Below are 26,549 nucleotides of genomic sequence, written 5' to 3'. Positions count from 1 at the left end.
CCGGCGCCCGTTGAGGCTCGCCGGCGGGTGGGGGTCTGGCACGCTGGACCGGTGACGCTCTGCGTGTGGATGGCCGGTTGGCAGATGGAGTGTTGCGGTACACCCTTCCAAGTCGGTTCGTCGGTCTCGTGGAGACTGCGGCCCCCGACCGACGTCGGGTGGCTCGACACCGTACTCCACGACAGCGTTGCCGCGACCATCGATGCGATCGAAGACCATCACGGTGATTCCAGCGTCCCGCCGACGATGGCCACTGTTGTCTCGATCGCCACGGTCCACTGTCGTTTCGCGCCTGAGCCGGTTGCCGGTTCCGGGGTTGTGACGCCCGTCGTCGCGGCCGAGAAATGGAACAGCGACTTGGGTGACCGGCGCTTCGCCGGCTTTCTCGTCCGTGTTGTCGCCGCGGTTCCGAACGACGAGTAGGGCGCCTTCTCCCGGGGTACATCCTCTGCAGCATGCTGCGCGCGCTCACGTCGCGATCGGAGTGACGAGGTCGCGATGTCAGTGAATCGATCACTGCGCTACGTATCCCGGAACCACCCGACTGCTGGAGCGTTCATGTAGTCGTCCTCATTCTCAGGCGGCCAACGATCGCGCAGAGCGGCCAACATGTCGTTGTCGGTGGCATCAGTGGTGGCACACGGCGGCGAGTGCAGGCATCCCGGAAGTCCCGCAGCCGCGAAACTGCCGTGCGCGTCCCAAGCCTGCGCCAGTTGTTCGGGAGATATCCGGTGGAGAATGTAGACGCGAGGGTCGAAGTCCCAAAACCCACCGCCACTGTCATCGGCAACCATGACGAACCAGTATTCGCGATCACCCTGCGCGGCAAGGCCCGTGATCGGGCCGTCGTACCAGTCGCTAAACCACAATTTCCGGACGTCAGTCAGCTCGGGCAGGCCAGTGAGACGGGAAGCGGCGTGCACAACGCCGACGATAGCGCCGGGCGGCCCGATGTGAGTTGACGACATCCTGCACGAGGATCGTCACGCTTCGTGGAGACCGATTGTGGGCTCATGGAACGATCTCCCGTTATGGCCTTCAGGAGCCCGGACGACGGCTCAGCCCATGTCATCATCGTCGCCGTGGCGATGATTGAGGTTGTGCTGGGCGACATTGTCCAGGAGCGGGTCGATGCGATCGTGACCGCAGCCAACGAGTCCCTGCTGGGCGGGGGTGGCGTGGACTGGGCGGTACACCAGGCTGCCGGCCCCCGCCTGGCCGAGGCGGGGGCGGCGATCGCGCCATGCCAGCCCGGCGACGCCAAGGCCACCCCGGCGTTCGACCTCGACCCGCCGGTCCGGTACATCATTCACACCGTCGGACCGGTCTGGGACGGCGGCGCCTACGGCGAGGCCGACATTCTGGCCTCCTGCTACCGGCGCTGTCTGCAACTCGCCGACGAACTCGGGGTACGCACCGTCGCATTCCCCGCCATCGCCACCGGCCTGTACGGGTTCCCACCCGAATACGCAGCCAGTATCGCGGTGGCCACGATTCGCTCCACACCAACCGCTGTCGAACAGATCCGACTGGTCGCCTTCGACGAGCCGGCCCGGGATCTCCTCACCGCGGCACTGCGCGAATAGACCGATCGGCGTCCGCTATCGTCCGTTGGACGTCGGGTCGGCCGTCGACTCGGGTGCATGAGGCGGCGCGGATGGGAGTGCCCGCGATCGTGCGAACACCCACGCGTCGCTACGCAGTGAGCAGATCTTGCGCGGGCCGCTCAGGCGGAGCGTGCCGCCTCGAGTCCGGCGACGATGGCCTCGAGTTCAGGGCGCTTGGCGGCGTCGGTGATGAGCCCGACGAACGGGCCGCCCTCGAAGGTGAGGGTGACCTGGACCAACTGCTCCTTCTCGCGCCCGAACAGCTTGACGCGCCGCTCCAGGTCTTTCCACTGCGCACCCCTGAACGAGGACGCCGGTGTCCGGGTGACAGGCTGGGCGCCGCGCTGCTTCTCCAGCCAACCACCGTCGAGGATGAGGCGCTCGTTCGACTGCCCGTCAACAACGATCACGTGCGCAGGATAACGAACCTTGCCCACGTGCGGGACCGCCCACACAGACAGATGTCCGACGTCGCGTGCAGGGCGAGCATTGGTCGAACGCAGGACCTCCGGGTGTGGTGCGAAGGTCACACCCGGAGGTCGTCGTGCGAGCAATACGGGTCAGCGCGGTTCGTAGGCCTTCGGCAGGCGCATGCCGCGGTCGGCCATGATCTGGCGGACGTGGTTCGGGTAGTTGGTGATGATGCCGTCGATGCCCATGTCCATGAGGGCCTCGATCGTGGCCGGGTCGTCACAGGTCCACGGGATGACCTTCAGGTTCCGGGCGTGCGCCTCCGACACCATCGCCTCGTCGACGTAGAAGCGGAAGCCCGGGTTGCCGATCTTGCCGTCCTGCGGGAAGCCGTACACCGGCGAAAGCGCCGTGACGCCCGGGATGGCGGCGGCGGCCTTCACGAAGTCGCCGCCGAAGTCGTCGGCGTCGAGGCCGCCGAGCCACGGCGAGGCGCCCGGCTTGCCCACCTGGAGGAAGTCGTAGTTGGTCAGCGCCACCAGCGGCCACCTCGGCGCGAGCTGGTGCATGACCTTCAGCGCGCCCCAATCGAAGGACTGGATGGTGACCTGGTCCTCGATGCCCGAGGTGTGGATCTCCTCGTACACCCGGCGGACGAACAGCTCACGCGGCGCGGTCTGCTCGGGCGCTCCCGCCTCGACCTTGGTCTCGATGTTCAGCTTGACCTGGTTGGCGTGGTAGCTCTTGACGAGGTTCAGCACGTCCTTGAGCTCGACCATGCGGAAACCCCAGACCACCTCCTGCTCGGGGAAGCCGGGCAGCTGCTGGTATCCGCAGTTCATCGTCTTGATCTGGGCCAGGGTCAGGTCCTTGATGTACTTCCCGACGTACGGGTACATCGGGTCGCCAGGCGTGACCGGCGCGGTGTCGCGGCACTTCTGGGCGCTGATCTGCCGGTCGTGGTTGACCACGACCTTCTCGTCCTTGGTGACGTGGGTGTCCAGCTCCAGGGTGCTGACCCCGAGGCGCAACGCCTTGCCGAAACCCTCCAGCGACTCCTCGGTCGTCATGCCGATGCCGCCACGGTGGGCCTGCAGGTCGAAGTGGGTCTTCTGGGGCAGCACTACACCGGGCTTGCCGGCCGATGCGGCATGGCCGGCGGTTGGTGCGACAAGCGAGGCGAGCGCGGGCACCAGGGCCAGGCTCACCAGGACATGGCGCAGGGACATCGGGAACTCCGCTCCGTCGGGTGCACATTGACCCAACGGACGTTAAGGAGATGGCCGATCATCCGTTCGGCCACCGCGTGATCACGTAGTGAACGTTCACGGAACCCCGTTGCGGTCAGGCCCGCACGACGAGGGTCTTGGCGGCCATGTCCCCGAGCCGCCGGCGGCGGTCGTTCGTGAGGATGACGATCATGGCGACCAGGTAGATGAACAGGCCGTCGATGACGAGCAGCACGCTGCGGAGGAAGGCCTTGCCGAGGCCGGGCGTGGCGCCGGTGGCCTCGTCGACGACCCGGATGCCGGTCGCCAGCTTGCCCAGCGTGCGGCCGGTGGTCCCTTCCAGCACCCCGTGGTACACGATGATGAAGAGCAGCACCACGAACCGGCCGGTGTTGCTCAGCGCGGTGTAGCTGAAGTCTCCCGCCTGCATGTCCTCGCCGAAGACCGGCAGCAGGGCGGCGCCGAACAGCCCGGCGACGACGAGGTCGATGATGGTGGCGAGCACCCGCCGCCCGACGACGTGCACGTTCCTCATGGCGTCCTCCCCCAGTGACACATTGACAATCGTCAACATATCCCATGGAAGGAAGGGGTGCACGGCGGCCCGTGGCCGAAACGGGGACGGAGCGGAAGGTCGGTGAGCCGCTCGCTCTGCCGGGCCGGAGCCTCCTCCGGCCCGCTGAGCTACCGCCGTGACGGCCCCAGGGTGGCCCAATGCGGTCCGCCGCGCAACCCCTTCCTCACGCCTGGCCGGAGAACACCCCTACTCTGCGCATCACGCCGGACAGCAGCGGCGAGCGGACGACCACGCTGCAGGTGCAGCAGCGCGCGCACGGGCACGCCGGGCGGCCGCGTTCATGCGCTCCCGCGCGTCGGCGTGCCCGCCCTTGTGCCCGCGCGCGCCGTGCGGCGTGGGCAGGCGGTAGAAGGTCCGGCCGCCCCACTACACGGGCCGCGCCAGCATGCGAGGGCCCCGCGATCGGGGTAAAGCCATTAACCGACGGCGGTCTTCAGCACGCCCATCTTGGCCTGGTAGGCCGCGTCCAGGGCCTTGCCGCCGTCCTCGCTCGCGGCCACGACCTCGCCGCGCACCAGCACGTAGCCGCGCTCCACGGCCCCCCGTACCGCACCGAGCGCCGGCTCAGCCATGAGCACCGCCACGCCCTCGTCGGCGAGCTGGGTGACCGTGCGCAGCAGCTCCTGGACCACCAGCGGGGCCAGGCCGGTCATCATCTCGTCGAGCAGCAGCACCCGCGGGGAGCCCATGAGGGCCCGGGACACGACGAGCATCTGCTGCTCGCCGCCGGAGAGCACGCCGACCAGGCTGCGCAGACGGGTGCGCAGGATCGGGAAGCGGTCCAGCGCGGTGTCGACGGCCGAGCGGGGCAGCTTCAGCAGCTCGGCCATCACCTGCAGGTTGTCGGCCACGTTCAGCTTCGGGAACAGCTGGCGGCCCTGCGGCACGATGGCCAGGCCGGCGCGGGCGCGGGCGGCGGGCTTCAGGCGGCTGACGTCCTCGCCGTCGAGGTACACCCGGCCGGTCGACGGCACCGAGCCGTAGGCGGCCAGCAGGGCACTGCTCTTGCCCGCGCCGTTCGGGCCGACGAGCGCGGTCACCACGCCGCCGGGAGCCGTCAGGTCGAGGCCGGTGACCGCCCCGGCGTGGCCGTAGCGGACGGTCAGCGACTCCAGGCGCAGTTCATGAGACGACATGCGACACGTCCTCATCCGAATTGTCGGCGACCCCGAAGTACACCTGCTGCATCTGCGGGCTGGCGAGGCACTCGCGCGGATCGCCGTCGAACACGTTGCGGCCGCGGTCGAGCAGCATGATCCGGTCGACCAGGCCGGCGACGAGATCGACGTTGTGGTCCACGAGAATGACGGCGTGGCCGCGGCGCTGGACGGTGCGGATCACCTCGACGATGCCGTGCACGCCGCCCGCGTCGGAGCCGGCGAACGGCTCGTCGAGCAGCAGCACGAGCGGGTCCTGGCCGAGGGCGCGACCGACCTCGACGAGGCGCTGCTCGCCGAGGGACAGGTCGCCGGCCGGGCGGTCGAGCCGGTCGATGCCGAGCTCGTCGGCGAGCGAGCGGACCGTATCCGCGTCGCCGGCCGGGTGCGGGCGGAACGCGCCGGCGAACGCGCCCGCGATCATCTGCCCGATGGTGCCGTGGCGGCGGGCCGCCCGGCCGAGGAGCAGGTTGTCCGCGACGCTCAGCTCCAGAGCCAGTTGGGGGTACTGGAACGTGCGCGCCAGCCCGGCCTTGGCCCGGCGGGCGGCGGGGCCGGTCAACCGCTGGCCCCGCAGGGTGAGGGTGCCCTCGGTGGCCGGCTGGGCGCCGGAGATGAGGTCGACGAGGGTCGTCTTGCCGGCCCCGTTGGGCCCGACGAGGCCGAGGATCTCGCCGGCCGCGAGCGTGAACGACACGTCCTGCAGGGCGGTCACCCCGCCGTAGCGTTTGGTCAGGCCCTCGCCGACCAGCAGGGTCTCAGCCACGTCGGCCTCCCACGAATCGAGCACCCAGACGGGCCAGGCGGCTCACGTAACCGATCACGCCCTGCGGGGCGAGCAGCAGGATGACAAGCACCCCGAGGGCGAGGATGAGCGTGCCGCTGGTCTGGATGACCGGGAAGTTCAGGGTCAGCTCGACGGCGATGACCGCGCCGAGCACCGCGCCCCACGGGGTGGCCGAGCCGCCGATGAGGGGCATGAAGATCGCCAGGAACACCAGGTTGAGCGTGAACGTGTCCGGGGTGACACTGCCGGCCGAGTAGGTGAACAGCCCGCCGCCGACGGCCGCGATCGCGGCGCCGATGGCCAGCGCCACGAGGTTCATCACCGGGACCCGCACCCCGGCCGCCTCGACGGCGCGGGGCGCGTCGCGCATGGTCCGCACGATCACGCCCCATGGCGACATCCGCAGCCGGTCGAGCAGGAACGCGATGACGCAGACGACCACGACCGAGCCGACCACGATCTGGTAGTGCGACGGCACCCAGCCGAACAGGTTGAGCGGGCGCAGCGAGCCGAGGCCGCCGGAGCCGCCGGAGAGGCCCTCGGCGTCGACGAGCAGCGCGGTGAACGCCATGCCGAACAGCAGCGTCACCGCGGCCAGGAAGAAGCCGGACAGCCGGCGGGTGGCCAGGCCGAGCAGCACGGCGACCGCCGCCGCGACGACCGGGCCGGCGACCCACGCGAGCGCCAGCGGCAGGCCGGTGCGGGCCGAGAGCAGCCCGACCGCGTAACCGCCGATGCCCGCGTAGGCGCCGTAGGCCATCGACAGGGAGCCGGCCATGAGGTACGGCACGTACATCCCCAGCGCGATGAGCGCGTAGGTGGCCGTGGTGGTGATGAGGGTCTGCCGGTAGCCGTCGGCGCCGACCCAGGCGAGGATCAGGGCCGCCCCGATGATGCCGCAGACCAGACCGAATGAGCCCGGTACCCGCTTCATGCGCGAATCCTTCTGACGAACAGCCCGTTTGGCTTGAAGGCGAAGAACAGCAAGGCCACCAGCAGCAGGCCGTAGACGTGCGACTGGCCGCCGAAGTAGTACGGCACGAAGACCTCCACCAGGCCGAGCAGCAGCCCGCCGGCCAGCGGGGCCCACACCGAGCCGGTGCCGCCGACCACCATGGCCAGGAAGCCCGACAGCGCCCAGCTCAGCCCGGACAGCGAGCTGACCCCGGCCTTGGGCGCGAACAGCAGGCCGGTGATCCCGGCCAGCAGCCCGGAGACCAGGAACGCGATGAGCCGGATCCGGTTCACCGGCAGGCCGAGCAGCCCGGCCGCGTGGGTGCTGTCGCCGACCGCCCGCAGCAGCCGGCCGGTGCGGGTGGAGCGGATCCACAGCGCGGCTGCCGCGAAGGCCACCACGGTGAACCCGAGCAGCACCACCGTGCTCGGCTGGGCGATCGTGTCGCCGATCGGCACCGGGTCGAACGTGAACAGGTTCTGGCCCGGCAAGGTGGTGTAGCCGAAGAGGTACCCGCCGAGCTGCTGGATGGCGAAGAGCACTGCGGCCACCGCTACCAGCGCCGGCAGTTCACCCCGGCCGGCTCTGCGCTGCACCTGCCGTACCACCGCCAGCTCCGTGACGACGGCCAGGGCGGCCGACGCGAGCACGGCCACCGCGGCGGCGGCCCACACGTTCATGTCCTCGTAGAGCACGAGGTACGAGGTGCACAGGCCGCCGACCATGGCGTAGGGCCCGATCGCGAAGTTGAAGAACCCCGCGCCGACGAGCACTAGGTAGTAGGCCAGCGCAAGCAGGCCGAAGAAACATCCCATCTCCAGCGCGGACAACCACAGCTGCAACTGGCCCACGACGTCGCCTCCCTTTCTGTGTTACTGGCGCGCTGGTCGTTACTTGTTACACGGGGGCTGGAAGGTCGCCCAGGGGCCTTTCGGCTTGTTGTCCGAGCCGAACTCGACGAGAGACAGGCCGCACGGCCCATCCGCGCCCAGGTGCTTGTCCGCGCCGAAGCTCAGCGTGAAGTTGGCCTGACCGAACGTCGCCGGGTAGCTCTTGATGCTCTGGAGGGCCTCGTTGAGCTTCTTCGGGTCGTCGACCCCGCCGGCCTTCTCGATGGCCTGCTTGAGCAGCTGCACCGAGTCCCACGCCTGAGCGTCGTACGCGGTGATGTCGTAGTCCTTGCCGTTCTTCTCCTGCAGCATCTTCACCAGCGCCTGGGTGCGCGGGTTCTCGTTGTTGATGGAGCCCATGAAGATCAGGCCGTTGAGCGCGCCGGGTGCGGCGAGCTTCCAGGAGGCGGGCTGGTTGCCGATGGAGGCCAGCGAGAACCGCTTGACGCCGGCCATCTGGGTGCCGAGGGTGTTCTGGGCCAGCACCTCGAACGCGCCGCCGACGCTGGTCACCAGCACCGCGTCAGGCTTGGCGTTCTTGAGCCGGGCCACCTGGGCCGACAGGTCGCTGGCGTTGCCCGCGCCCTTCTCCGTGGCCACGAACTCCACGCAGCTCATGGCGGCGAACAGGGCCTTGTCGAGCGCGGCGATGGTCGTGGTGTCGTCGGTGAGCACGCCGAGCTTGCTGATGCCGGCAGCCTTGAAGGCGCCGCAGTACACCTGGGCCCAGTCGGTGGTGGTGTTGGCCAGCATGTAGATGAGCTCGTTGTCCGGCGGGGCGACGAGGGTCGCGGTGACGCCGGTCGGGGCGATGGCGGGGATGCCGAGCTGGGTGAGGGTGGACTTGGCCTGGATGATGGCCGCGCTGCCGCTCTGCAGGAACAGGGCCTTGGCGCCCTGGCTCTTGAGCTTCTGCAGTACCGCGGGGACCTTGGTCGGGTCGGACTCGTCGTTCTCGACCACGAGCTGCAACGGCCGGCCGAGCACGCCGCCCTTGTTGTTGACGTCCTGGACCGCCATCCGGATCGTCTTCCCGGCGATGGTGCTGTAGGAGGCGCCGGACCCGGTGCTGTCCTCGTCCATGCCGATGATGATCGGGGCGCCGGTGGCCGTTCCGTTGCTCGGTTTCTGGTCACCCGCCTTGTCGCCGCAGCCGGCCACCGCGAGCGCCGTGAGCGCCAGACAGCCGGCGATACGACGGTACCTCGTCGCAAAAACGCCCATGTGAACCCCTGTCGGGTGGAGTGATTGCCAGATTCAAAACCTAACAAGCGCTTGGTTTTTACATCTTGGCCAGGGCCGACGAGCGTGTCAAGGACAGTGCGGACATGCGCCCGTAACAGAACTGTCAACGAAGGAGCGCTGCTTACCGGACGGTGCTCCCACAGACACGCAAACGGTCGCAGTCTGACGACTGCGACCGGCGGGCGTCCGAAAAAGCCTACAATCGGTGATAGTCGGACGCGGCGAAGGCACGCCCGATGGCCACCGCCGAGGACGGGGCGTCCAGCGGCTGCATGAAGGCCTCGATGAAGAGCGGGCGGTCGCGGTCGGCCGACGCCGTGGCCAGGGCCGCCGTCAGGTCCTCCTCCGTCCTGACCTGCAGGGTCACCGCCCGGCCGGACGGGTCGAAGGCCTCGACCAGCCGGTCGTAGCGCCACGGGGTGATGGAGTTGTACGCCGCCTCCGGCCCCAGGATGCAGCGCTCCACCGCGTACCCCTCGTTGTTGACCAGCACGATGACCGGGTTGAGGCGCAGCCGCAGGATCGTGGCCAGCTCCTGCGCGGTCAGCTGGAACGAGCCGTCGCCGATGAGCAGGACGTGCCGGCGGTCGGGGGCGGCGAGCATCGTGCCGAGCAGGGCCGGGAGCGTGTACCCGATCGAGCCCCACAGCGGCTGGCCGATGAACGTGCAGTCGGTCGGCAGCAGGATGTCGGCGCTGCCGAAGTACGAGGTGCCCTGCTCGGCGATGATGACGTCGCCCGGCTCGAAGAACGCGCCCAGCCGCTGCCAGAAGCGCTCCTGCGACAGCGGGCCCGAGGCGCTCCCGAGCGACGCGGGCGCCGGGCGGTACCGCGGGAAGGTCTTCCGCTCCGGGGGCACGGTCATCGCGCGCAGGGCGTCGCGCATGCTCACCTGGCCGTGCCAGACCCCGGCCACCGTGGCGGTCGACGGGTGCAGCTCGATGACGCGGCTGCGGGCCAGGTGGGCGGTGAAGCCGCCGGTCACCGAGTCGGCGAACTCCGTCCCGGCAGCGATGAGGCAGTCGGCCTCCTCCACGATCCGGCGCACCGCCGGGTCGCTCAGGGCGCCCGAGTAGACGCCGGTGAAGAGGTCGTGCTGCTCGGGGAAGACGCCCTTGGCGCTGCTCAGGGTGGCGACCGGGCAGGCCAGCGCCTCGGCCAGCTCGAGCACCTCGGCGGACAGGCGGTAGCGGTCCACCTCGTGGCCGACCAGCATGGCGACGGTGGCGGCGCGGTGCAGCCGGGTCCTCGCCTGGTCGATGAAGCCGGCCAGGTCGGTGGGGTCGCTGGTCGGCGACGGCAGGGCCAGCGGGGCCGACGGCGCGTCGATGGTCTGGGTCGCCACGTCCGAGGGCAGCATGAAGTACACCGGACGCTTCCACAGCCAGCACAGGCCCAGCAGCCGGTCGATCTCGGTCGCCGCGTTGTTACGGTCGAGCATCGCCTGGCCGACCGTGTACTCGGCGGCGCACCGCGCGGCGTGGGTGAAGTCGCGGTCGCCGCGGGTGTGGTGGACCAGGCGGCGCCGGCGCATGACGAACGTGGCCGGGGTGCCCACGATGGAGACCAGGGGGACCGACTCGGCGCAGGCGCCGCCGACGCCGTTGAGGGCGCTGAGCTCCCCTACGCTGAAGGTGGTGACGAGCGCGCCGATGCCGTTGAGGCGCGCGTAGCCGTCGGCGGCGTACGCGGCGTTGAGCTCGTTGCAGTTGCCGACCCAGGACAGGCCCTCGGTGGCCTCGATCTGGTCGAGAAACTCCAGCTGGTAGTCGCCCGGCACGCCGAATACGTGGCGAACGCCCACCTCCTGCAGGCGCCGCAGGAGGTAGTCACCGACGGTGCACTCAGTCATTGACGCGACGTACCCGGTGATCTACCTGGTACACATCTGTTACCTTCCGGCGCGTGGAACGCATCGAGTGCCAGTGGTGCCGGCTGCAGAACGCGCCCGGGTCCGCGTCCTGCATGTCCTGCGGCGCGCCCCTGGACGTCAAGAACCTCGTCAGCGACTCCGGCTGGCGGGAGGCGCCCCGGCTGCGGGACATGACCGAGTTCCGGTTCGCCAACTCGGTGGCCCAGGTCGAGGGCGAACTGGTGCCAGTGATCGACATGGCGCTCGCCCCCGGCGACGCCGTCTACTTCGAACACCACGTGCTGCTGTGGAAGGACGAGCAGACGCCGGTCGTGGCCATGCCCACCCAGGGCGGCATGCGGCGGGTGTTCGGCGGCATGCCGTTCGTACTGACCCTCGCGCACGGGCCGGGACGGGTGGCGTTCTCCCGCGACTCCCCCGGCGAGCTGGTCGTGCTGCCGATGGCCCCCGGCGTGCACCTCGACGTGCGCGGGCACGCGTTCGTGCTGGCCTCGCACACGATCGGGTACGACTTCATCCGGATCCAGGGCCTCGCCAACGTGCTGCACGGCGGCAACGGCATGTACCTGGACCGGTTCGTGACACACTCCCACCCCGGCCTGCTGGTGCTGCACGGGTACGGCAACGTCTTCGAGCGCTGGCTGCGGCCCGGCGAGAAGATCATGGTGGAGCCGGGCGGCTTCCTCTACAAGGACGCCTCGGTGAACATGCAGGCGGTGCAGATGCCGGTCAAGACGGGGCTGCTGCGCCGCGGGATGTACCTGGCCGAGATGACCGGCCCCGGCCGGGTCGGCATCCAGTCCATGTACGTGCACCACAACGCCGACTGAGGGGGCCGCACCGATGAGCACCCCCGAGGGGTACACCGTCTGCCGGTACTGCCGCCTGCCCCACCCGGCCGGCGTGTCGTCCTGCCCGAGCTGCGGGGCCGCGCTAGACATCCGGCGGGCGGTCACCCGGTCCGGCTGGATCGAGCAGCCGCCGATCAAGGACATGACCCGCATCCAGTTCGGGCAGTCGCGCGTGCAGATCGAGGGCAAGTACGTGCCCGTCGCCGACTTCCGGCTGAGCGGGCCGGAGTGGATCTACTTCGCGCACCACGCGCTGCTGTGGACCGATCCCTCGGTACAGCTGAGCAACACCTCCCTCGCGGGCGGCTGGAACCGGATGCTGTCGGGCCTGCCGCTGATCATGGTGGAGGCGCGCGGCCCGGGCGGGCTGGCCCTGTCGGGCGACCGGCCGGGCGAGCTCATCGCGCTGCCGCTCGCCCCCGGCCGGGTCATGTGGGTCCGCGAGCACCGGTTCCTGACCGCGACGGGCAACGTGACGTACACCTGGCAGGACACCGGCGTGTGGTACTCGACCGGCTCCGGCGACGACCGCGAGACCCACTACCCGCTGGGCCGGTTCGGTGACCTGTTCACCGCCCAGCAGGGCCCGGGCCTGCTGCTGCTGCACGCGCCGGGCAACACGTTCCTGCGCGACCTGCAGCCGGGCGAGCGGATCCTGGTGCAGCCGGGCGCGCTGCTCTACCGCGACGTGTCGGTCCAGATGCACCTGCACCTGGAGTACCCGCGGGGGACGCCGAAGTTCTCCTGGGGCGGCTCGTTCAGCCAGCGCAACATCTGGCTGCGCCTCATCGGGCCGGGCCGGGTGGCGGTGTCGTCGGTGTTCCACCACACCAGCTCGGAGTACATCACCCGCAACTCGGCGGCTACCGAGCAGCGCTGGTAGCCGCCGGCCCCGCCAGGATCTCCTCGGCCGCGCGGCGCTGCCGGCGGGCCCGGTCCGCGTTGCCGGACGCCTCGTCGAGCTCCGCGATGCGGGTGTAGACCTCCGCCTGGGCCCGGCGGGCGCCGGTGTCCTCGGGGTCGAGGGCGGCGCGGCGCCGCCAGCTGGCCAGGGCCCGGCGGTACAGGGCCCGGGCCTCCTGCGGCTCGCCGGTGTCGCGCAGCCAGGCGGCGAGGCGCTCGCGGGCCTGCGCGACCTCGCGGTGCCCGCCGCCGTCGCGCGGGTGGCGGTGCACGAGCGCCTCGGCGACCTCCAGGGACCGCTCGAGATTGCCCCGTACCTCTTCCGGCTGGTCATTGGCCACATAGGAGTCGGCCATGCGGCGCAGCGCGGTGCTCAGGTCGCGCTGGGCGCCGGCGTCGTCGGGGTCGGTGGAGGCGTTGCGCTGGGCCGCATCGAGCGCGCCGGTGAAGTGCGTGGCCGCGCAGGCCACGTCGCCGGCGGCCAGGTCCATGTCGCCGAGGCGCCACTGCGCGGCGACCTGCCGGCGCTGGTGGCCCACGTCGCCGGGGGCGGCCTCGCACAGCCGGGCGGCGATGCCGGCCGCCTCGACGGCGAGGTCGCGGAACCGGGCCGGGTCGTCGTCGTCCGTGAGGCCGTCGGACATCAGGCCGGCCACCTCGTTGAGGTTGTCGAAGAGCAGGGCCTGGACCCGGGCGTTGTCGGGCGCGGCCTCGGCGAGCCGCCGCCACAGCGCCAGGGCCTCCTCGCGCTCCCGCAGCGCCAGATCGGGCCGGCCGGCGGCGGTGTGCACGGCGGCGGAGGTGTCCAGGCCCAGGGCCAGGTCCCACAGCGCGTCGCCGTCGTCGGGCCGCTCCTCGGCGACGGCGCGGCGGATGCGCAGCGACTCGTCGACCGCGGCGCGGGCCCCGGCGAGCTCGCCGTCGTCGAGCGCGACGGCGGCGACGGTCAGGCGGCTCACGGCGACGTTGCGCCGCAGGGTGGAGTCGTCCGGCTCGGCCTCGGCCAGGCGGACGTCGAGGGCGAGGGCGCGCTCGTACGCCTCGCGGGCCTCGGCGAGGCGGCCGAGGCGGTGCAGCAGCCGGCCCTGGCGGTCCAGGGCGACGCTGAGGCCGACCTGCGCGCCCCGGTCGTCCGGGGTCGCCTCGGCGGCCTCGGTGGCCAGCGCGACCGCCTCCGCGCCCTTGACCGCGGCCGCGGCGGTGCTGCCGATCGCCTCCAGCGCATCGCGCTCGCGGTGCAGCAGGGAGGCGTACGCCGGGTGCCCCGCCGGCAGGGCCGGGGTCAGCTCGCCGAGGAACGCCGCGACGGTCGCCTCGTTGGCGAGCTTCGGCAGCGCCTCCTCGGCGAACTCTGCGATCTCGTCGTACTGACCGACGGCCCCCAGGTGGTGGACCACCTCGGTCAGCATGCGGAACTCGCCCCGCCCGGCCCGGACCGCGCGCCACGCGGCCCGGGCGGCCCGCTCGTGCCGGTGCGGGCCCGCGGCCCGGGCGTCGCGCTCGTGCCGGTGCGGGGCCAGGGCCTCGCGCAGCCACGGCTCGACGACGGTGCCGTCGTCCCCGGCCCGCGCCAGGGTCAGGTCGTGCAGCCGGGCGAGGTGGGCGGCGTGCTCGGCGGTCGCCTCCTCCGGCACCGGGTCGGCGCCGGTGACGGCGAAGGCCAGGTCCTCCGTGGCCATCGGGACACGCGACATCGACAGCTGCAGCAGCGCCTCCCGCGCGCCCGGTTCGAGCCCGTCCAGCAGCTGCGCGAGCAGCACGTCGCGGGCGCCGACGGCGACGGCCTCGCGGGTCGCCCCGGACACGGTCCGCTGCGCGGTGGCCTCGAGCCGTTCCAGCAGGGCGGCGACGTCGGGCAGGCGGGCGCCGTCGTGCAGCAGCGCGTCGACGAACTCGACGAGCCGCGGGTGCCCGCCCACGGTGCGCACCACGGTCTCCAGGTCCTCGCCGGCGAGGTCCCTGAGGCCGGGCATGCGCAGCAGCAGGCGGCGCAGCTCGGCGTCGGACAGCGGCGGCACCTCGAGCCGGCTCAGCGGCACGTCGGCCGGGATCGGGTAGCGGCTGGTGACGAGGACCTTGCCGCGCTCGGCGGCGGCGCACAGCGCGGCGAGCGCCGCGGCGAAGCCGGGGTCGGTGAACGCGGCGCCGCCGGCGGTGAGGTTCTGCTCGAAGTCGTCGAGGACGAGCAGGATCCGCTCGGTGCGCATCGCGTCGGCGTCGACCAGCTCGTTCGGGTCCCACACGCCGGTGTGCACCACGATGGTCCACGGGTCGTCGACGTCGTCGCGCAGCCGGGTGACGACCCGGCCGGCCAGGGCCGTCTTGCCGATGCCGCCGGGTCCGGTGAGCACGACTCCGCTGACCAGCGGCGCGCCGATGACCTCGTCGCGCAGGGTCTGGGTGATGACGCGCAGCAGGCCGCGCCGGCCGATGAGGTCGCCGATGAGCCGCTCCCGCACGCCGTCGCCGGTGGGCAGCTCGGTCGGGTTGGACAGCGGCACCGGGGCGGCGGCGGGGTTCCACAGCGGTCCGTCGGAGGCGGCGAAGAGGGCCGGGATGGCGAACTCGCCGGCCGACTCCTCGAACAGCTCGGCCCGGGCCGCCGCCAGGGCCGCCGCGACGGGCGTGCCGCCGTCGGCCAGGGCCTGGTAGACCCGGGTGAGCAGGGCGGTGGCGTACTTGTCGGTGACCGACGTCTGCATGGCGATGACCCGGTCGGCGCCGTGGCGCAGCAGCGTGACGGCCAGGCCGGCGTCGGCGTCCGCGGCGCCGCCGCAGCTGGACAGCACGATGAGCGGCACCGGCCGCCCGCCCCGGCGCAGCACCCGGACGAGGTCCTCGGCGCGCACGTCGACCGCGTTGCCGTCGCGGTCCTCCAGCTCGACCCCGTACGGCGACCCGTGCGCCGACAGGTGCAGCACGTGGTAGGCGTCGCGGCGCAGCGCCTCGGCGATCTCGCCCGGCCCGGCCACCTCGAGGATGGTCACCTCGGCCCCGACGGCGCCGACCACGGAGACGATGGCCTGCATCTCCGCCTCGACGTCCAGCGCAGGCATGCCGGTGTGCTCGGGGGCGCCGACGGCGACCAGGATCTTCAACGGCCCCGGGGCCGGCGGGTGGTCCGCGATGCGCACGCCGGTGACGGCCCGGGTGAAGCGCACGCCGTCCACAGTGGACAACGCCCGGTGGTCGGCCAGGCGCAGCAGCTCGAACGGCAGCTCGTGCACCGGCCCGTCGCCCTCGACGACGACGTCGAGGACCGTGCCGGGGGCGAGCAGCTCGGTGACGTCATCGAGGACGTCCCCGTCGAACATCGCCGCGGACAGCCGCTCGCCCAGGCGGGCCAGCCGGGCGGGGGCGTCGGGAAGGTCCACAAGGGACCAGACCTCGTCCTTGCCGAAGGGCAGCGGCCGGTCCTGCTCGCCCAGCGCGGCCCCGTCGAGGGTGGCGACGGTGTGCACCCGCCCGCCCGCGACCGTGACGGCGAGCCGAAGTTCGTGCCGATCCATGCGCGACATCATGGCAGGATGCCGCGCGGCCCGGACTATCCGGGATCAGAGCCCGTTGTGGCCGATGACGCCCTTGTACCAGTCCGCGCTGGCCTTGGGTTCCCGGCGTTGTGTCGAGAAGTCGACATGCACGATGCCCCAGCGCTGCGTGTACCCCTCCGCCCACTCGAAGTTGTCCATGAACGACCACAGGTGGTAGCTCTCCAGCGGCACGCCGGCCTGGATGGCCCGGTGGGCGGCGGTCAGGTGGTCGCGCAGGAACGTGATGCGGTCGGGGTCCTGCATGGCGTTGGTGGTCGGCATGCCGTTCTCGGTGATGGTGATCGGCAGGTCGCCGTAGTCCTTGCGGATCCGGGTCAGCAGGTCGTAGAGGCCGTTCGGGTCGATCTCCTGCCACGTCGCCTGGGAGGTCGGGTGGAGCATGACCCGGGCGCCGGTGCCGGTGACGTGGGTGGTGCCGTAGTAGTTCACGCCGAGGATGTCGTTGCGGGCGCCGATGACGGCCAGGTCGCCATCCTTGACGGCGGACCGGACGGGCGCGTCGGGGGCCTGCAGGGCCAGCCAGTCCGCGGGGTAGCGGCCGAGCAGGACCGGGTCGAGCCAGCGGCGGTTCTCCTCGCCGTCGGCGATCGTCGCGTGCCGGCGCGCGCCGTCGGTGCCGTCGGCGGGATACGTCGGCGAGAGGCTGAGCGCCGGGCCGATGCGGGAGCTGCCGTTGGTACTGCGCAGCGCCTGCACCGCCAGCCCGTGCCCGAGCAGCAGGTGGTGGCCGACGACGTTGCCCAGGGCCCGGTCGCGCTTGCCCGGCGCGTGGGTGCCTGCGGTGTACCCGTTGTCGACGACGGTCTTCGGCTCGTTGAGGGTCAGCCAGATCGGCACCTTGTCGCCCATCGCCTGGAACATCGCGTGCGCGTAGTCGGCGAACCACTTGGCGCAGTCGCGGTTCTCCCAGCCGCCCTTGTCCTGCAGCGCCTGCGGGGTGTCCCAGTGGAAGAGCGTGACGACGGGCGCGATGCCACGGCCGAGCAGCCCGTCGACCAGCCGCTGATAGAAGTCGATGCCCTTCGGGTTGACCGCGCCACGGCCGGTGGGCATGACCCGGGACCAGGACACGGAGAACCGGTACGAGGTCAGGCCGAGGTCGCGCATGAGGTCGAGGTCGGCGGCGTAGCGGTGGTAGTGGTCGGCGGCCACGTCGCCGGTGTCCCCGTTGCGGATGCGGCCCGGCTCCTGACAGAAGGTGTCCCAGACCGACGGGCCGCGGCCGTCCTCGCGGGCCGCGCCCTCGATCTGGTAGGCGGAGGTGGCCGCGCCCCAGCCGAAGCGGGCGGGGAAGGTGACCGGGATGGCCTCGGCGGCGCCCGCGGTGGCCGGGCGGAGGATGCCGGCGACCGATCCAGCGGCCGCCAGGGTGAGAACGTGTCGGCGTCGCATGCCGCGAACGTAGCTCGATTGCCGCCATACCCACAAAATCCGCCGCAAATGGGATCGGCACCTATCCTTCGGCCCCGTGCCAGTCGGGCGGGTCCGCCGGGTGCAGCGCCGGGTCGTCGGCGGCGAAGGTGCGCACCGGCCCGGGCGGGGTGCGCGGCCCCTCGAACCGGACCGTCACCCGGCCGCGCCCGCTGCCCCACACCCACCCGGCGCCGTGCACGGCGTGGCGCACGTCCTCGCCGGTGCGCCAGCCCGCCCGGGCCGGCTCCGGTTCGGGCTCCGCGGCCTCGTCCGGGGCCTGGTCGGCCGCCGTCTCCCGCCGGGCCGCCGGGTCCAGCAGCGACAGCAGGTCGTCCTGCGCGAACTCGGTCAGCCCGGAGACCCCCACCCCGATCAGCCGCAGCCCGCCGGAGACGTCGACGTCGCCGAGCAGCCGCCGGGCCGCCTGGGTGATGACGCGGGGGTCGTCGGTGGCCTGCGCGCGGGTGGTGGAACGGGTGATCGTGGTGAAGTCGAAGTGCCGCGCCTTGAGCGTGACGGTCCGCCCGGAGAGCCCCGCGGCCCGCAGCCGCGCACCGACCTGCGCGGCGAGCACGTCCAGCTCGGCGCCGAGGCGGGCCGGGTCGGCGACGTCGGCGGCGAAGGTCTCCTCCGCCGAGACCGACTTGGCCTCCCGCTCGCCGACCACCGGCCGGCCGTCGTCGGCGCGGGCCAGGCGGTACAGCGCCACCCCGTGTGCCTGCCCGAGCCGCTCGATCAGCTCGGCCGGGGCGAGCCCGGCGAGGTCGCCGATCGTGTGCACCCCGGCCCGCCGCAGCCGCTCGGCCGTGGCCGGCCCGACCCCGGAGAGCGCGGTCACCGGCAGCGGCCCGAGGAACGCCCGCTCCTGCCCCGGCGCCACGACCGTCAGCCCGTCGGGCTTGTGCAGGTCGGAGCCGATCTTCGCGATGAGCTTCGACGTGCCGGCCCCGACCGACCCGGTGACCCCGCCGGTCGCCGCCCTGATGCGGGCCTTGAGGTCCAGGGCCAGCTCGGTCACCGCCCGGATGTCGAGGCCGCCCGTCGACGTGGCGGCCAGGTCGACGTACGCCTCGTCGATGGAAACCGCCTCGACCAGCGGCGACAGCCCGGCCAGCAGCTCCATGACGACCTGGCTGGTGCGCCGGTAGGCGGCGAAGCGCGGGGCCAGGAACGCGGTGCCGGACGGGCAGCGCCGCCGCGCCTCGGCGACCGGCATTGCGGATCGGGCCCCGAACACCCGCGCCTCGTAGGACGCGGTCGCCACCACCCCGCGCCCGCCCATCCCGCCGACCACGACGGGCCGCCCGCGCAGCGACGGCTTGTCCCGCTGCTCCACGCTGGCGAACATCGCGTCCAGGTCCACGTGCAGGATGCTGGGCGTGTCGCGCATCTTCCGACGGTAACCGGGCGCGGCGGCGGATCACGGCAACAGGGCCAGCTTGCCGACGCTCGCCCGCGACTCCAGTTCGGCGAGCGCCTTCGGCCCGTCGGCGAGGTCGTACACGGTCGGCCGCCCGGGGGTGAGCACCCCGGCCGCGATGAGCGCGAAGAGCTCGCCCATCACCTCGCCGAAGATCTGCGGCGCGGCCTGGATCAGCGCGCCGATGTTCAGGCCGATGACGTGGACCTGGTGCTCGTAGACCAGTTCCCGGTTGGTGATCGCGGCGTCGCCGCCGGCCGTGCCGTAGACCACGACCCGGCCGGTGACCCGCTTGGCCGCGGCCAGGCTGGCGCCGAGGGTGGCGCCACCGGCCGACTCCAGCACCAGGTCGGCCCCGGCGCCGCCGGTCAGCCCCAGGACCTCGGCGGCGAGGCCGGGGCCGGGGGAGTCGAGCACGTGGTCGGCGCCCAGCGCCCGCAGCGTCGCGTGCTTGCCCGGCGAGGCGGCGGCGAGCACCGTCGCGCCGTAGTGCTTGGCCATCCGCACCGCGGCCTGGCCCGTCCCGCCGGCGGCCGCGTGGATGAGCACGGTCTCGCCCTCCACGAGCCGCCCGAGCGGCCGCAGCGCCGCCAGCGCGGTCGGCCAGGCCACGACGAGGCCCAGCGCCTGCTCGTCGGTCCAGCCCGCGGGCACCGGCACCGCCGCGGCGGCGGGCAGGACCATGTACTCGGCGAACGCGCCGCCCGCGATGCCGGCGCCGATCACGTGCGCGCCCGGCGGCAGGCCGGTCACCCCCTCCCCCAGCGCGGTGATCTCGCCGGCCGCCTCGAAACCCGCAACGTACGGCGGCCGCGGGCCGCCGGGGAACGCGCCGCGGGCCTGCAGGACGTCGCCGAAGTTGACGCCCGCCGCGGCGACCCGGATCAGGACCTCGCCCGCGCCGGGCCGGGGTATCGGCGCATCGGTGATCAAGCGGAGATCCTGCGGGCCGTTCAGCGACGTCTGTTGCAGGGCGCGCATGGGCGTATCCCCTCCCGGTCGTATTTTTTTATCGAACGACCAAGAAGGTCCCATGACGACCGTCCGGCCGTCAAGGTAAACTTTGTCGAACGACCAAGAAAGGTGACGAGATGGCTGCACGCGGCCGGCCGCGCGGCTTCGACCCGGACACCGCCCTGCGCCAGGCGCTGGACCTGTTCTGGGCGCGGGGCTACGAGGGGACCTCGCTCAATGACCTGGCCGCCGCCATGGGCGTCGCGTCGGCCAGCATCTACGCCTGCTTCGGCAGCAAGGAGCAGCTGTTCCGCCGGACCATGGCGCTCTACGGCGCGACCGCGGGCGAGCCGCCCCGGCGGGCGCTGCGCGAGCAGCCCACGGCCCGCGCGGCGATCCACGCCATGCTCCGCGCCACCGCCGACGAGATCACCCGGCCGGACTCTCCGCACTACTGCATGCTGATCCTCGCCGCGCCGACCGGCGCCGTGGAGAACCACGCGGTGCGGGAGTTCCTCGCCGATCTGCGCCGCGACATGTTCGCCACGATCCGGGACCGGCTCGCCCGCGGCGTCGCCGACGGCGACCTCGCGGCCCCGGCGTCCCGCGTGGACGGCATCGCCCGCTACTACACCACCGTGGTGCAGGGCCTGTCCGTGCAGGCCCGCGACGGCGCGAGCCGGTCCGACCTGGAGACGGTCATCGCCTGCGCGATGGCCGCCTGGGACACGCTCGCGTCCGGGCCGGCCGTTCGACAGCCGGCCGCTGCGGCAGACTGGACGGATGCCGGACGCCCCTGAGCCCGACTGCTGGCTGCACCCCGATGCCGAGGTACGCCCGTCCGCGATCGAGGGCGCCGGCCTGTTCGCCCGGGCCCCGATCGCGGCCGGCACGGCGGTCTCGCGCCTCGGCGGCCGCCTGGTCACCTGGCCGGACCTGCGGGACCTGCTCGACGACGCCGCGAGACAGCCCGGCCACCCGTACGTCGACACCATCACGGTCACCGAGACGCTGCACCTCGTGCTGCCGCCCGGCCGCCCGAACGGCAAGGGCAACCACAGCTGCGACCCGAACCTGTGGTGGATCGACGCCTACACCCTCGCCGCGCGCCGCCCCATCGCCGCGGACGAGGAGCTGACAAACGACTACGCGACGAGCACCGCCGCCCCCGGCTTCACCATGCGCTGCGAATGCCGTGGGCCCCTGTGCCGCGGCGTGGTGACCGGCGGGGACTGGCAACTGCCCGAACTGCGCCGCCGATACGGCCCGCACTGGGTGCCCGCCCTGCTCGACCTGATCCACCAGCCCGGCAGTTCGGCCTGATGCATCAGCTCGACGACCCTTTGCGGATGGTTCGAGCGGCCGTCGCGGCGCTCTACGAGGTCTTCGCCGGCTACCCGTTGCGGGACTGGACCGACCCGTGCCCGCACTGTCACACGGCGGACGACGAGCGGGCGCTGCGCCGGGCGCCGCTGCGCGAACTGACCGCCGAGGACCTGCGGTGGTACGCCACCGATTCCCTGATGCTGTGGGGGAACCTCGGCGACCTCAAGCACTTCCTGCCGCGGATCCTGGAGATCGCCGCGACGGAGGGCTTCGAGTTCCCGGACGTCGAGATTGTGTACGGGCACCTCGCGTACGGCTCCTTCGCCGCCTGGCCGGCCCCCGAGCGCGCGGCGGTGCGCGACCTGGCGATGGCGCACTGGCGGATGGCGCTCGCCGAGGGCGTGGACCTGGTCCATTTCGAGCCGGTGCTGACCGGCATCATGCTGATCGAGGACGATCTCACGGCGTACCTGGAGTACTGGGAGCGCTCGGACGACGCGGCGACGCTCGCCAACCTGGCCGGGTACGCCCAGGAGATCGCCCGCATCCTTGCCGGGGAGCGCGACTGGAACGCGTTCCTTGCCGTCGGGGAGCCCAGCGGGCCGTACGGCGCGGTCAGACCGGGCCCGGCGCAGGTGGTCGCCTGGCTGACCGGCCCGGACCTCGCGGCGCGGCTCGCCGCGCGCCGCGGCACGGTCTCCGGCCCGCAGGCCCGGGCCGCGCTCGAGGCGGCGCTGCGGGCCGTCGGCGATCTGCGGTCCTGACGGGGCGGCAAACGGCGAGGTCAATCGATATCATCGACACCTCAGCAAGCGGCGGCGGGGGCGGCAATGGCGGGGGAATCGCACAGCGAGTCGATCATCGAGTCGGCGCACGGATCCGGGCCGGGTGGCCGGCGGGCGGCGCTGGCGGTGGCGCTCGTCCTGGTGGTCGGCGCCGTGGTGGGTGTCGCCGTCTGGCGCTCCCGGGACACGGCCGAGCCCGGCGCGGCGCCGGCGTCGCCCGGGCCGCGGGCCTCGGAGCTGTACGCGGCCGACGACACGACGCTGATCGCGCGGTTCGACACCGACGATCCCCGCGAGAGCTGCCTGCGCGTGCCGGTCAACGACTGGGGCTACTTCTGCGACTACGTGGTCACGTGGTGGCGGGCGCAGGACGCCTTCGGGGCCGACGACGCGCAGCGGCTCGACCGGCTGCGCCACGGCGGCTACCGCATCAGCGGCTCGCTCGACCCGCGGCTGCAGGCCGGCGCGAAGCAGCGGGTCGACCAGGTCCTGCCGGTCGGCGACCCGAAGGTGTTCTCGCTGGCCACGATCGAGCCCGGCACCGGCCTGGTCAGGACGATGGCCGTGAACCGCAACTTCCGCCGCCCGCCGGGCACTTCCGCAAGCCCGGCCGATCCGGACCAGCCGCCGTCGCGGCCCGCCGGCGCGGACTCGGTGGACGCGCTCGTCGCCGGCGACGCGAACACGCCCGGAGGCGCGGCCGGCGCGCCCTTCATGATGTTCACGCTGGCCGCGGCGCTGGAGGGCGGCCTGACGCTGGACCACGCGATCGACACGAAGCGGGTGTACGAGTCGAACTTCGTCATCGACCCGAACAGCCCGGCGGCCTGCCACGGCCCGCACTGGTGCCCCGCCAACACCGGCGACCCGGCATACCTGTCGGGGCGACGCACCATGTGGGACGCGTTCGGCCACGCGGTGGTGACGTACTTCGTGGCGCTCGAGGAGCGGGTCGGCGCGGACAAGGCGGTCGCCATGGCGCAGCGCCTGGGCATCACCTTCCGCAGCCCGGTGGACCAGCAGTACGGCCTGTCGCCGAACAGCACCCACTGGGGCGCGTTCACGCTGGGCGTCTCCGCGACCACCACCCTGGACCTGGCCAACGCGTACGCCACCCTGGCCGCCGACGGCACCCACTGCGACCTGCTCCCCGTCGCCCGGGTCGTTGACGCCGGTGGCCGGCCGGCGCCCGGCGTCGGGCCGCACTGCGAGCCGGTGCTGCGCCCTGAGGTGGCCCGTGCGGCGATCGACGCGGGCCGCTGCCCCCTCGGCGACGAATCCGCCTTCGGCGGCGAGCGCTGCGGCACCGGCAAGGCCCCGGCCGCGACCGTACGGGACGCCGTCGGCCGCCCGGTGTCCGGCCAGGTCGGCACCGTCTCGGTGGTGGTCGCCGGGCCGCAGCTGGTCACCGCCGGCATGATCGCGGGCGCGCCGGGAGCGAACGCCGGCACGGCCCAGATCGGCTCCGGTGTGTCCGAGGGCGCCGTCGGGGCGGTCGCCGGGGTCGAACACGACGGCCTGGCCCCGCTGCCGCCCCGCGACTTCACCGCCCCGCCGCGCGAGGTCGCCTTCGCCACCTGACGCCCAGGAGGCCGAGACCAAGGCCCGCCAGTCCTTCGCCCGCTCCGAACTGACGGCCGACGGGAGGCTCGCCGCCGAACTGGAGGCCCGCCCCATTCGGCGCCGTCCCGGCCGCCCGTTGGGGTCCAAGCTCGACTCCAGGTCAAGCTGGGCGGCGGCCGCGTTGCCGGTTGAGTCTGGTCAGTCCTTGACGGTGTGCCGGTCGGCGCCGCGGCTTGTTGCCTCGGCATGACCCGACTTTCCGCTTACCGATGCGTACGATCGTACAAACAGTGTACGATCGTACGCATGCCTTCCCTTGATCTTGCCTCTGATGACTCGCGATCGATGCGAGAGCGCATGCTAGCTGGTGATTTGTACCGAGGCGCCGATCCGGAGCTGGAAGCCGAGATGCGTCAGGCAATGATGCTCACCAAGGCGTTCAACGACAGCGATCCGCAGGACCCTGAGCGGCGCCGGACGCTGCTGGAACAGCTGCTGGGTTCCGTAGGCACCGACGTGGACATCCGTCCGCCGCTGCACGTCGACTACGGCAGCCACCTGCACATCGGCGCTCGGACGTTCATCAACTTCGGGCTGATGGCCCTGGACGTCGCGCAAATCCGTATCGGCGAGGACGTGATGATGGGCCCGAACGTGCAGCTGCTGACGCCGACCCATCCGATCGACCCCGAACCTCGCCGCGCCAAGTGGGAGGCGGCCTTGCCGATCACCATCGGGGACAACGTCTGGATCGGGGGCATGGCCGTGATCTGCCCCGGCGTCACCATCGGAAACAACTCGGTGATCGGCGCCGGTTCGGTCGTCACGAAGGATATCCCCGCCGACGTCGTGGCGTTGGGCAACCCCGCGCGGGTCATCAAGTCGGTCTACGACAGATGACCACCAGGCGGCAGGCCACCGGCGGGGCACGGCGCCGGTATGAACCGGACCGACGCCAGCGACTGATCGAGGTCACGCTGGACGTCATCGCCGAGCTCGGCGTGGCCGGTACCACGCACCGGCGGGTGGCTGCCGCCGCTGACGTGCCGCTGGGGTCGGTCACGTACCACTTCGCCAGCTTGGAAGATCTCCTGACGTCAGCGTTCACGCACATGGCGGAGACGGCAGCGGCAGCGTTCGACGCGCAGATGGCGGCGATCGAGCCCGGGACCGATGCCTGCGGCAAAGTCGTCGAGGCGATGTTGGCCGACCTGGCCGACAACCGGCGAAGCGCCGTCCTCGCCTACGAGCTGTACGCCGCAGCAGCGCGCAATCCCGAACTTCGTGTGATCACGCAGGCGTGGATGGACAACAGCCGCCGCTCACTGCAGCGGCATTTCGATCCCGAGACCGCAGAAGCACTCGACGCGCTGATCGAGGGGCTGATTCTGCACGCGACACTGTCCACTCGGCCGGTCGATGCCCGAAAGATCAGGGACTCGATCCGTCGTTTCGCACCGGGGATGTGCTCGGATGACCGGTAGCCCGATGGACGCACACACGCCAATGCTGCCGGCGGCCGGGTCGACGGGCACCGGCCGCGGGCCGGCACGGGCTGCCACCGCTGCGGTATACCTCGCCTTCATCAGCAGCGGGTTCACCTTTGCGACCTGGGCCTCCCGCATCCCGGACGTCAAGTCGCAGCTTCACCTCAACCCGAAACAGCTGGGATTACTGCTGCTGGCCTTGCCTGTCGGGTCGATCGCGTCGCTATTGGCGGCTGGAACGGTCGTGGCGCACCTCGGCCCACGCCGCGTCGTGGCTATCGCCAGCCTGACCGGCGCGGCAGGGCTTTGCCTGGCCGGCACCGGCGCGCACGGCACAGCGGTTTTGACGACGGCAGGGCTTGTGCTGCTCGGACTGAGCACCGGCGTCTGGGATGTGGCGATGAACGTTGAGGCCGCCGCCGTCGAGCAACGCACCGACGCGTCGATCATGTCGCGGTTCCACGCCTCCCTGAGCGTTGGAACGGTTTTCGGTGCAGCCTTCGCCGCGGCCTGCACCGCACTCCACGTCCCGGTCGTCGCCCACCTGGCGGTCGTCGCGGTCCTGATTGCCGTAACGGTGCCGCTTTCCACGCGGGGCTACCTGGCCACCGACACGCAGCGGACCGCGCACCACACGACCCGCAACACTCTCCGTGCATGGACCGAGCCACGCACGCTCGCGCTCGGCCTCTTCGTGCTCACCATGGCATTCTCCGAAGGCACCGGCAACGACTGGCTCGCATCAGCCATGATCGAGGGACACCACACCTCAGTAGCCGCCGGCTCACTGACCTTCGCGACGTTCGTCGCCGCGATGACCCTCGGCCGATGGTTCGGGCCGCCCCTCGTCAACCGTCACGGCCCAAGACTGGTCACCCGCGCCAGCGCCGCGCTCGCCATGCTCGGCCTCGGAATCACGGTCTTCGGGCCGCATCAGATACTCGCCCTCATCGGTGTCATCGCATGGGGACTTGGGACCGCAATGGGATTTCCGCTCGGCATCAGCGCGGCAGCCGACGACCCAGACCGCGCAGCCATCCGCGTCAGCGTCGTATCCTCTATCGGCTACACAGCCTTCCTGGCCGGGCCCCCACTACTCGGATTCTTCGCGAACCACGTCGGCATCCTGCGCTCACTGTCCATCACCATGGGCGTCGTCGCGATCGGTCTGCTCTTCAGCGCGAGCTTCCGGCGCGACGGGAAGGCAGCGGCAACAAAGGCTTCGCACTAGCCTGATCTTTCTCGTCCTGGTAGCACGCGGGCCGGTGCCTCGCCACCTGAGCTTCCCCCGCTTTGATGGACCGGTGGTTACCCCGGCCTGCGTGCGACCAGGATGTCGCGCTGGATGGACTGGTCCACGCGGTGGCAGAAGGCGTCGTACGGTAAGTCGTCGAGCACCTCGAGGCCGGCGGCGGCGAGCACGCCGCCGGCCTCCTCTCGCCGCACCACGAACGTTTTCCACGCGATGCCCAGCGCGCAGCCCGGCCGCAACCGCCCCTGCCGGGCGCGAACCCGCACCGGCCCCCGCTCGTTCCCATGGACCGCAGCCGCCCCGGCCGACCCGC

At 71.9% G+C, this 26,549-nt stretch carries 26 protein-coding genes; 11 read left to right on the top strand and 15 right to left on the bottom strand.

Translation table 11 applies throughout. The annotated features are described in order from the left end of the window. Positions 1-51: 51 nt before the first annotated feature. Entirely contained in the window at positions 52-423 is a 372-nt protein-coding gene (locus ABD352_RS54175; protein WP_344620522.1) for a DUF6578 domain-containing protein, read from the top strand. Positions 424-521: 98 nt separating this feature from the next. Here ABD352_RS54175 and ABD352_RS54170 read toward each other — a convergent pair whose 3' ends face one another. Next, a complete protein-coding gene (locus ABD352_RS54170) occupies positions 522-923 on the bottom strand; it encodes a hypothetical protein (RefSeq protein WP_344620521.1) in 402 nt (133 codons plus the stop codon). Between the two features lie 165 nt (positions 924-1,088). On the opposite strand from ABD352_RS54170, the gene ABD352_RS54165 reads away from it, so the two are divergent. Next, positions 1,089-1,586, top strand: a complete 498-nt coding sequence (locus ABD352_RS54165; protein WP_344620581.1) for a macro domain-containing protein — start codon at positions 1,089-1,091, stop codon at positions 1,584-1,586. 140 nt (positions 1,587-1,726) lie between these two features. Here the strand turns inward: ABD352_RS54165 and ABD352_RS54160 are convergent, their stop codons facing one another. The 9 genes from ABD352_RS54160 to ABD352_RS54120 all read right to left on the bottom strand — a co-directional run bounded on the left by ABD352_RS54160 (position 1,727) and on the right by ABD352_RS54120 (position 10,710). Beyond that, positions 1,727-2,017 (bottom strand): hypothetical protein, encoded by a 291-nt coding sequence (locus tag ABD352_RS54160; protein ID WP_344620520.1) that lies wholly within the window; start codon positions 2,015-2,017, stop codon positions 1,727-1,729. 150 nt (positions 2,018-2,167) lie between these two features. Continuing rightward, positions 2,168-3,247: a glycerophosphodiester phosphodiesterase family protein gene (locus ABD352_RS54155; RefSeq protein WP_344620519.1), complete on the bottom strand. Its 1,080-nt coding sequence runs from the start codon at positions 3,245-3,247 to the stop codon at positions 2,168-2,170. Between the two features lie 115 nt (positions 3,248-3,362). After that, on the bottom strand, positions 3,363-3,782 hold the full coding sequence (locus ABD352_RS54150; RefSeq protein ID WP_344620518.1) for an RDD family protein: 420 nt from the start codon (positions 3,780-3,782) through the stop codon (positions 3,363-3,365). A gap of 458 nt (positions 3,783-4,240) precedes the next feature. Next, on the bottom strand, positions 4,241-4,960 hold the full coding sequence (locus ABD352_RS54145) for an ABC transporter ATP-binding protein (protein ID WP_344620517.1): 720 nt from the start codon (positions 4,958-4,960) through the stop codon (positions 4,241-4,243). Next, the gene (locus ABD352_RS54140) at positions 4,947-5,747 is read right to left on the bottom strand and encodes an ABC transporter ATP-binding protein (RefSeq protein ID WP_344620516.1); all 801 of its coding nucleotides are present in this window, start codon (positions 5,745-5,747) and stop codon (positions 4,947-4,949) included. Before ABD352_RS54140 ends, ABD352_RS54145 begins: the two co-directional genes overlap by 14 nt. Next, positions 5,740-6,702: a branched-chain amino acid ABC transporter permease gene (locus tag ABD352_RS54135; protein ID WP_344620515.1), complete on the bottom strand. Its 963-nt coding sequence runs from the start codon at positions 6,700-6,702 to the stop codon at positions 5,740-5,742. Before ABD352_RS54135 ends, ABD352_RS54140 begins: the two co-directional genes overlap by 8 nt. Continuing rightward, a complete protein-coding gene (locus ABD352_RS54130) occupies positions 6,699-7,574 on the bottom strand; it encodes a branched-chain amino acid ABC transporter permease (protein WP_344620514.1) in 876 nt (291 codons plus the stop codon). Before ABD352_RS54130 ends, ABD352_RS54135 begins: the two co-directional genes overlap by 4 nt. 39 nt (positions 7,575-7,613) lie before the next feature. Further along, entirely contained in the window at positions 7,614-8,837 is a 1,224-nt protein-coding gene (locus tag ABD352_RS54125) for an ABC transporter substrate-binding protein (RefSeq protein WP_344620513.1), read from the bottom strand. Between the two features lie 217 nt (positions 8,838-9,054). Next, on the bottom strand, positions 9,055-10,710 hold the full coding sequence (locus ABD352_RS54120) for an alpha-keto acid decarboxylase family protein (protein WP_344620512.1): 1,656 nt from the start codon (positions 10,708-10,710) through the stop codon (positions 9,055-9,057). A 53-nt stretch (positions 10,711-10,763) separates the two neighbouring features. On the opposite strand from ABD352_RS54120, the gene ABD352_RS54115 reads away from it, so the two are divergent. Continuing rightward, positions 10,764-11,561 (top strand): AIM24 family protein, encoded by a 798-nt coding sequence (locus tag ABD352_RS54115; protein WP_344620511.1) that lies wholly within the window; start codon positions 10,764-10,766, stop codon positions 11,559-11,561. 13 nt (positions 11,562-11,574) lie between these two features. Further along, positions 11,575-12,465, top strand: a complete 891-nt coding sequence (locus ABD352_RS54110) for an AIM24 family protein (protein ID WP_344620510.1) — start codon at positions 11,575-11,577, stop codon at positions 12,463-12,465. On the opposite strand, the gene ABD352_RS54105 is transcribed toward ABD352_RS54110, so the two are convergent. The 4 genes from ABD352_RS54105 to ABD352_RS54090 form a co-directional block, all read right to left on the bottom strand. Further along, a complete protein-coding gene (locus ABD352_RS54105; protein ID WP_344620509.1) occupies positions 12,446-15,994 on the bottom strand; it encodes a CHAT domain-containing protein in 3,549 nt (1,182 codons plus the stop codon). The genes ABD352_RS54110 and ABD352_RS54105 overlap by 20 nt on opposite strands. 45 nt (positions 15,995-16,039) lie before the next feature. Beyond that, positions 16,040-17,428 (bottom strand): GH1 family beta-glucosidase, encoded by a 1,389-nt coding sequence (locus ABD352_RS54100; protein WP_344620508.1) that lies wholly within the window; start codon positions 17,426-17,428, stop codon positions 16,040-16,042. 61 nt (positions 17,429-17,489) lie between these two features. Next, the gene (locus ABD352_RS54095; protein ID WP_344620507.1) at positions 17,490-18,839 is read right to left on the bottom strand and encodes a DNA polymerase IV; all 1,350 of its coding nucleotides are present in this window, start codon (positions 18,837-18,839) and stop codon (positions 17,490-17,492) included. Positions 18,840-18,869: 30 nt separating this feature from the next. After that, positions 18,870-19,850, bottom strand: a complete 981-nt coding sequence (locus ABD352_RS54090; protein ID WP_344620506.1) for a zinc-binding dehydrogenase — start codon at positions 19,848-19,850, stop codon at positions 18,870-18,872. A 110-nt stretch (positions 19,851-19,960) separates the two neighbouring features. Between ABD352_RS54090 and ABD352_RS54085 the strand changes: the two genes are divergently transcribed. The 7 genes from ABD352_RS54085 (at position 19,961) to ABD352_RS54055 (ending at position 26,215) form a co-directional block, all read left to right on the top strand. Continuing rightward, positions 19,961-20,623, top strand: a complete 663-nt coding sequence (locus ABD352_RS54085; protein ID WP_344620505.1) for a TetR/AcrR family transcriptional regulator — start codon at positions 19,961-19,963, stop codon at positions 20,621-20,623. Then, positions 20,607-21,146, top strand: coding sequence for an SET domain-containing protein (locus ABD352_RS54080; RefSeq protein ID WP_344620504.1), 540 nt, complete (start codon positions 20,607-20,609; stop codon positions 21,144-21,146). The genes ABD352_RS54085 and ABD352_RS54080 overlap by 17 nt, the downstream gene beginning before the upstream one ends. 26 nt (positions 21,147-21,172) lie before the next feature. Further along, the gene (locus tag ABD352_RS54075; RefSeq protein WP_344620503.1) at positions 21,173-21,913 is read left to right on the top strand and encodes a hypothetical protein; all 741 of its coding nucleotides are present in this window, start codon (positions 21,173-21,175) and stop codon (positions 21,911-21,913) included. 66 nt (positions 21,914-21,979) lie between these two features. After that, positions 21,980-23,515 (top strand): penicillin-binding transpeptidase domain-containing protein, encoded by a 1,536-nt coding sequence (locus tag ABD352_RS54070; RefSeq protein WP_344620502.1) that lies wholly within the window; start codon positions 21,980-21,982, stop codon positions 23,513-23,515. A 288-nt stretch (positions 23,516-23,803) separates the two neighbouring features. Next, the gene (locus ABD352_RS54065; protein ID WP_344620501.1) at positions 23,804-24,397 is read left to right on the top strand and encodes a sugar O-acetyltransferase; all 594 of its coding nucleotides are present in this window, start codon (positions 23,804-23,806) and stop codon (positions 24,395-24,397) included. After that, positions 24,394-24,981, top strand: a complete 588-nt coding sequence (locus tag ABD352_RS54060; RefSeq protein WP_344620500.1) for a TetR/AcrR family transcriptional regulator — start codon at positions 24,394-24,396, stop codon at positions 24,979-24,981. The genes ABD352_RS54065 and ABD352_RS54060 overlap by 4 nt, the downstream gene beginning before the upstream one ends. Next, complete coding sequence (locus ABD352_RS54055; RefSeq protein ID WP_344620499.1) at positions 24,971-26,215, top strand: MFS transporter; 1,245 nt, start codon at positions 24,971-24,973, stop codon at positions 26,213-26,215. Before ABD352_RS54060 ends, ABD352_RS54055 begins: the two co-directional genes overlap by 11 nt. Before the next feature lie 77 nt (positions 26,216-26,292). Here ABD352_RS54055 and ABD352_RS54050 read toward each other — a convergent pair whose 3' ends face one another. After that, positions 26,293-26,502: a hypothetical protein gene (locus tag ABD352_RS54050; protein WP_344620498.1), complete on the bottom strand. Its 210-nt coding sequence runs from the start codon at positions 26,500-26,502 to the stop codon at positions 26,293-26,295. Positions 26,503-26,549 lie beyond the last annotated feature (47 nt).

The sequence above is a fragment of the Dactylosporangium salmoneum genome, from assembly GCF_039532525.1.
GTDB lineage: Bacteria > Actinomycetota > Actinomycetes > Mycobacteriales > Micromonosporaceae > Dactylosporangium > Dactylosporangium salmoneum.
Note: the sequence above shows the minus strand (reverse complement) of the source record. Positions and strands in the feature narration are given on the sequence as shown.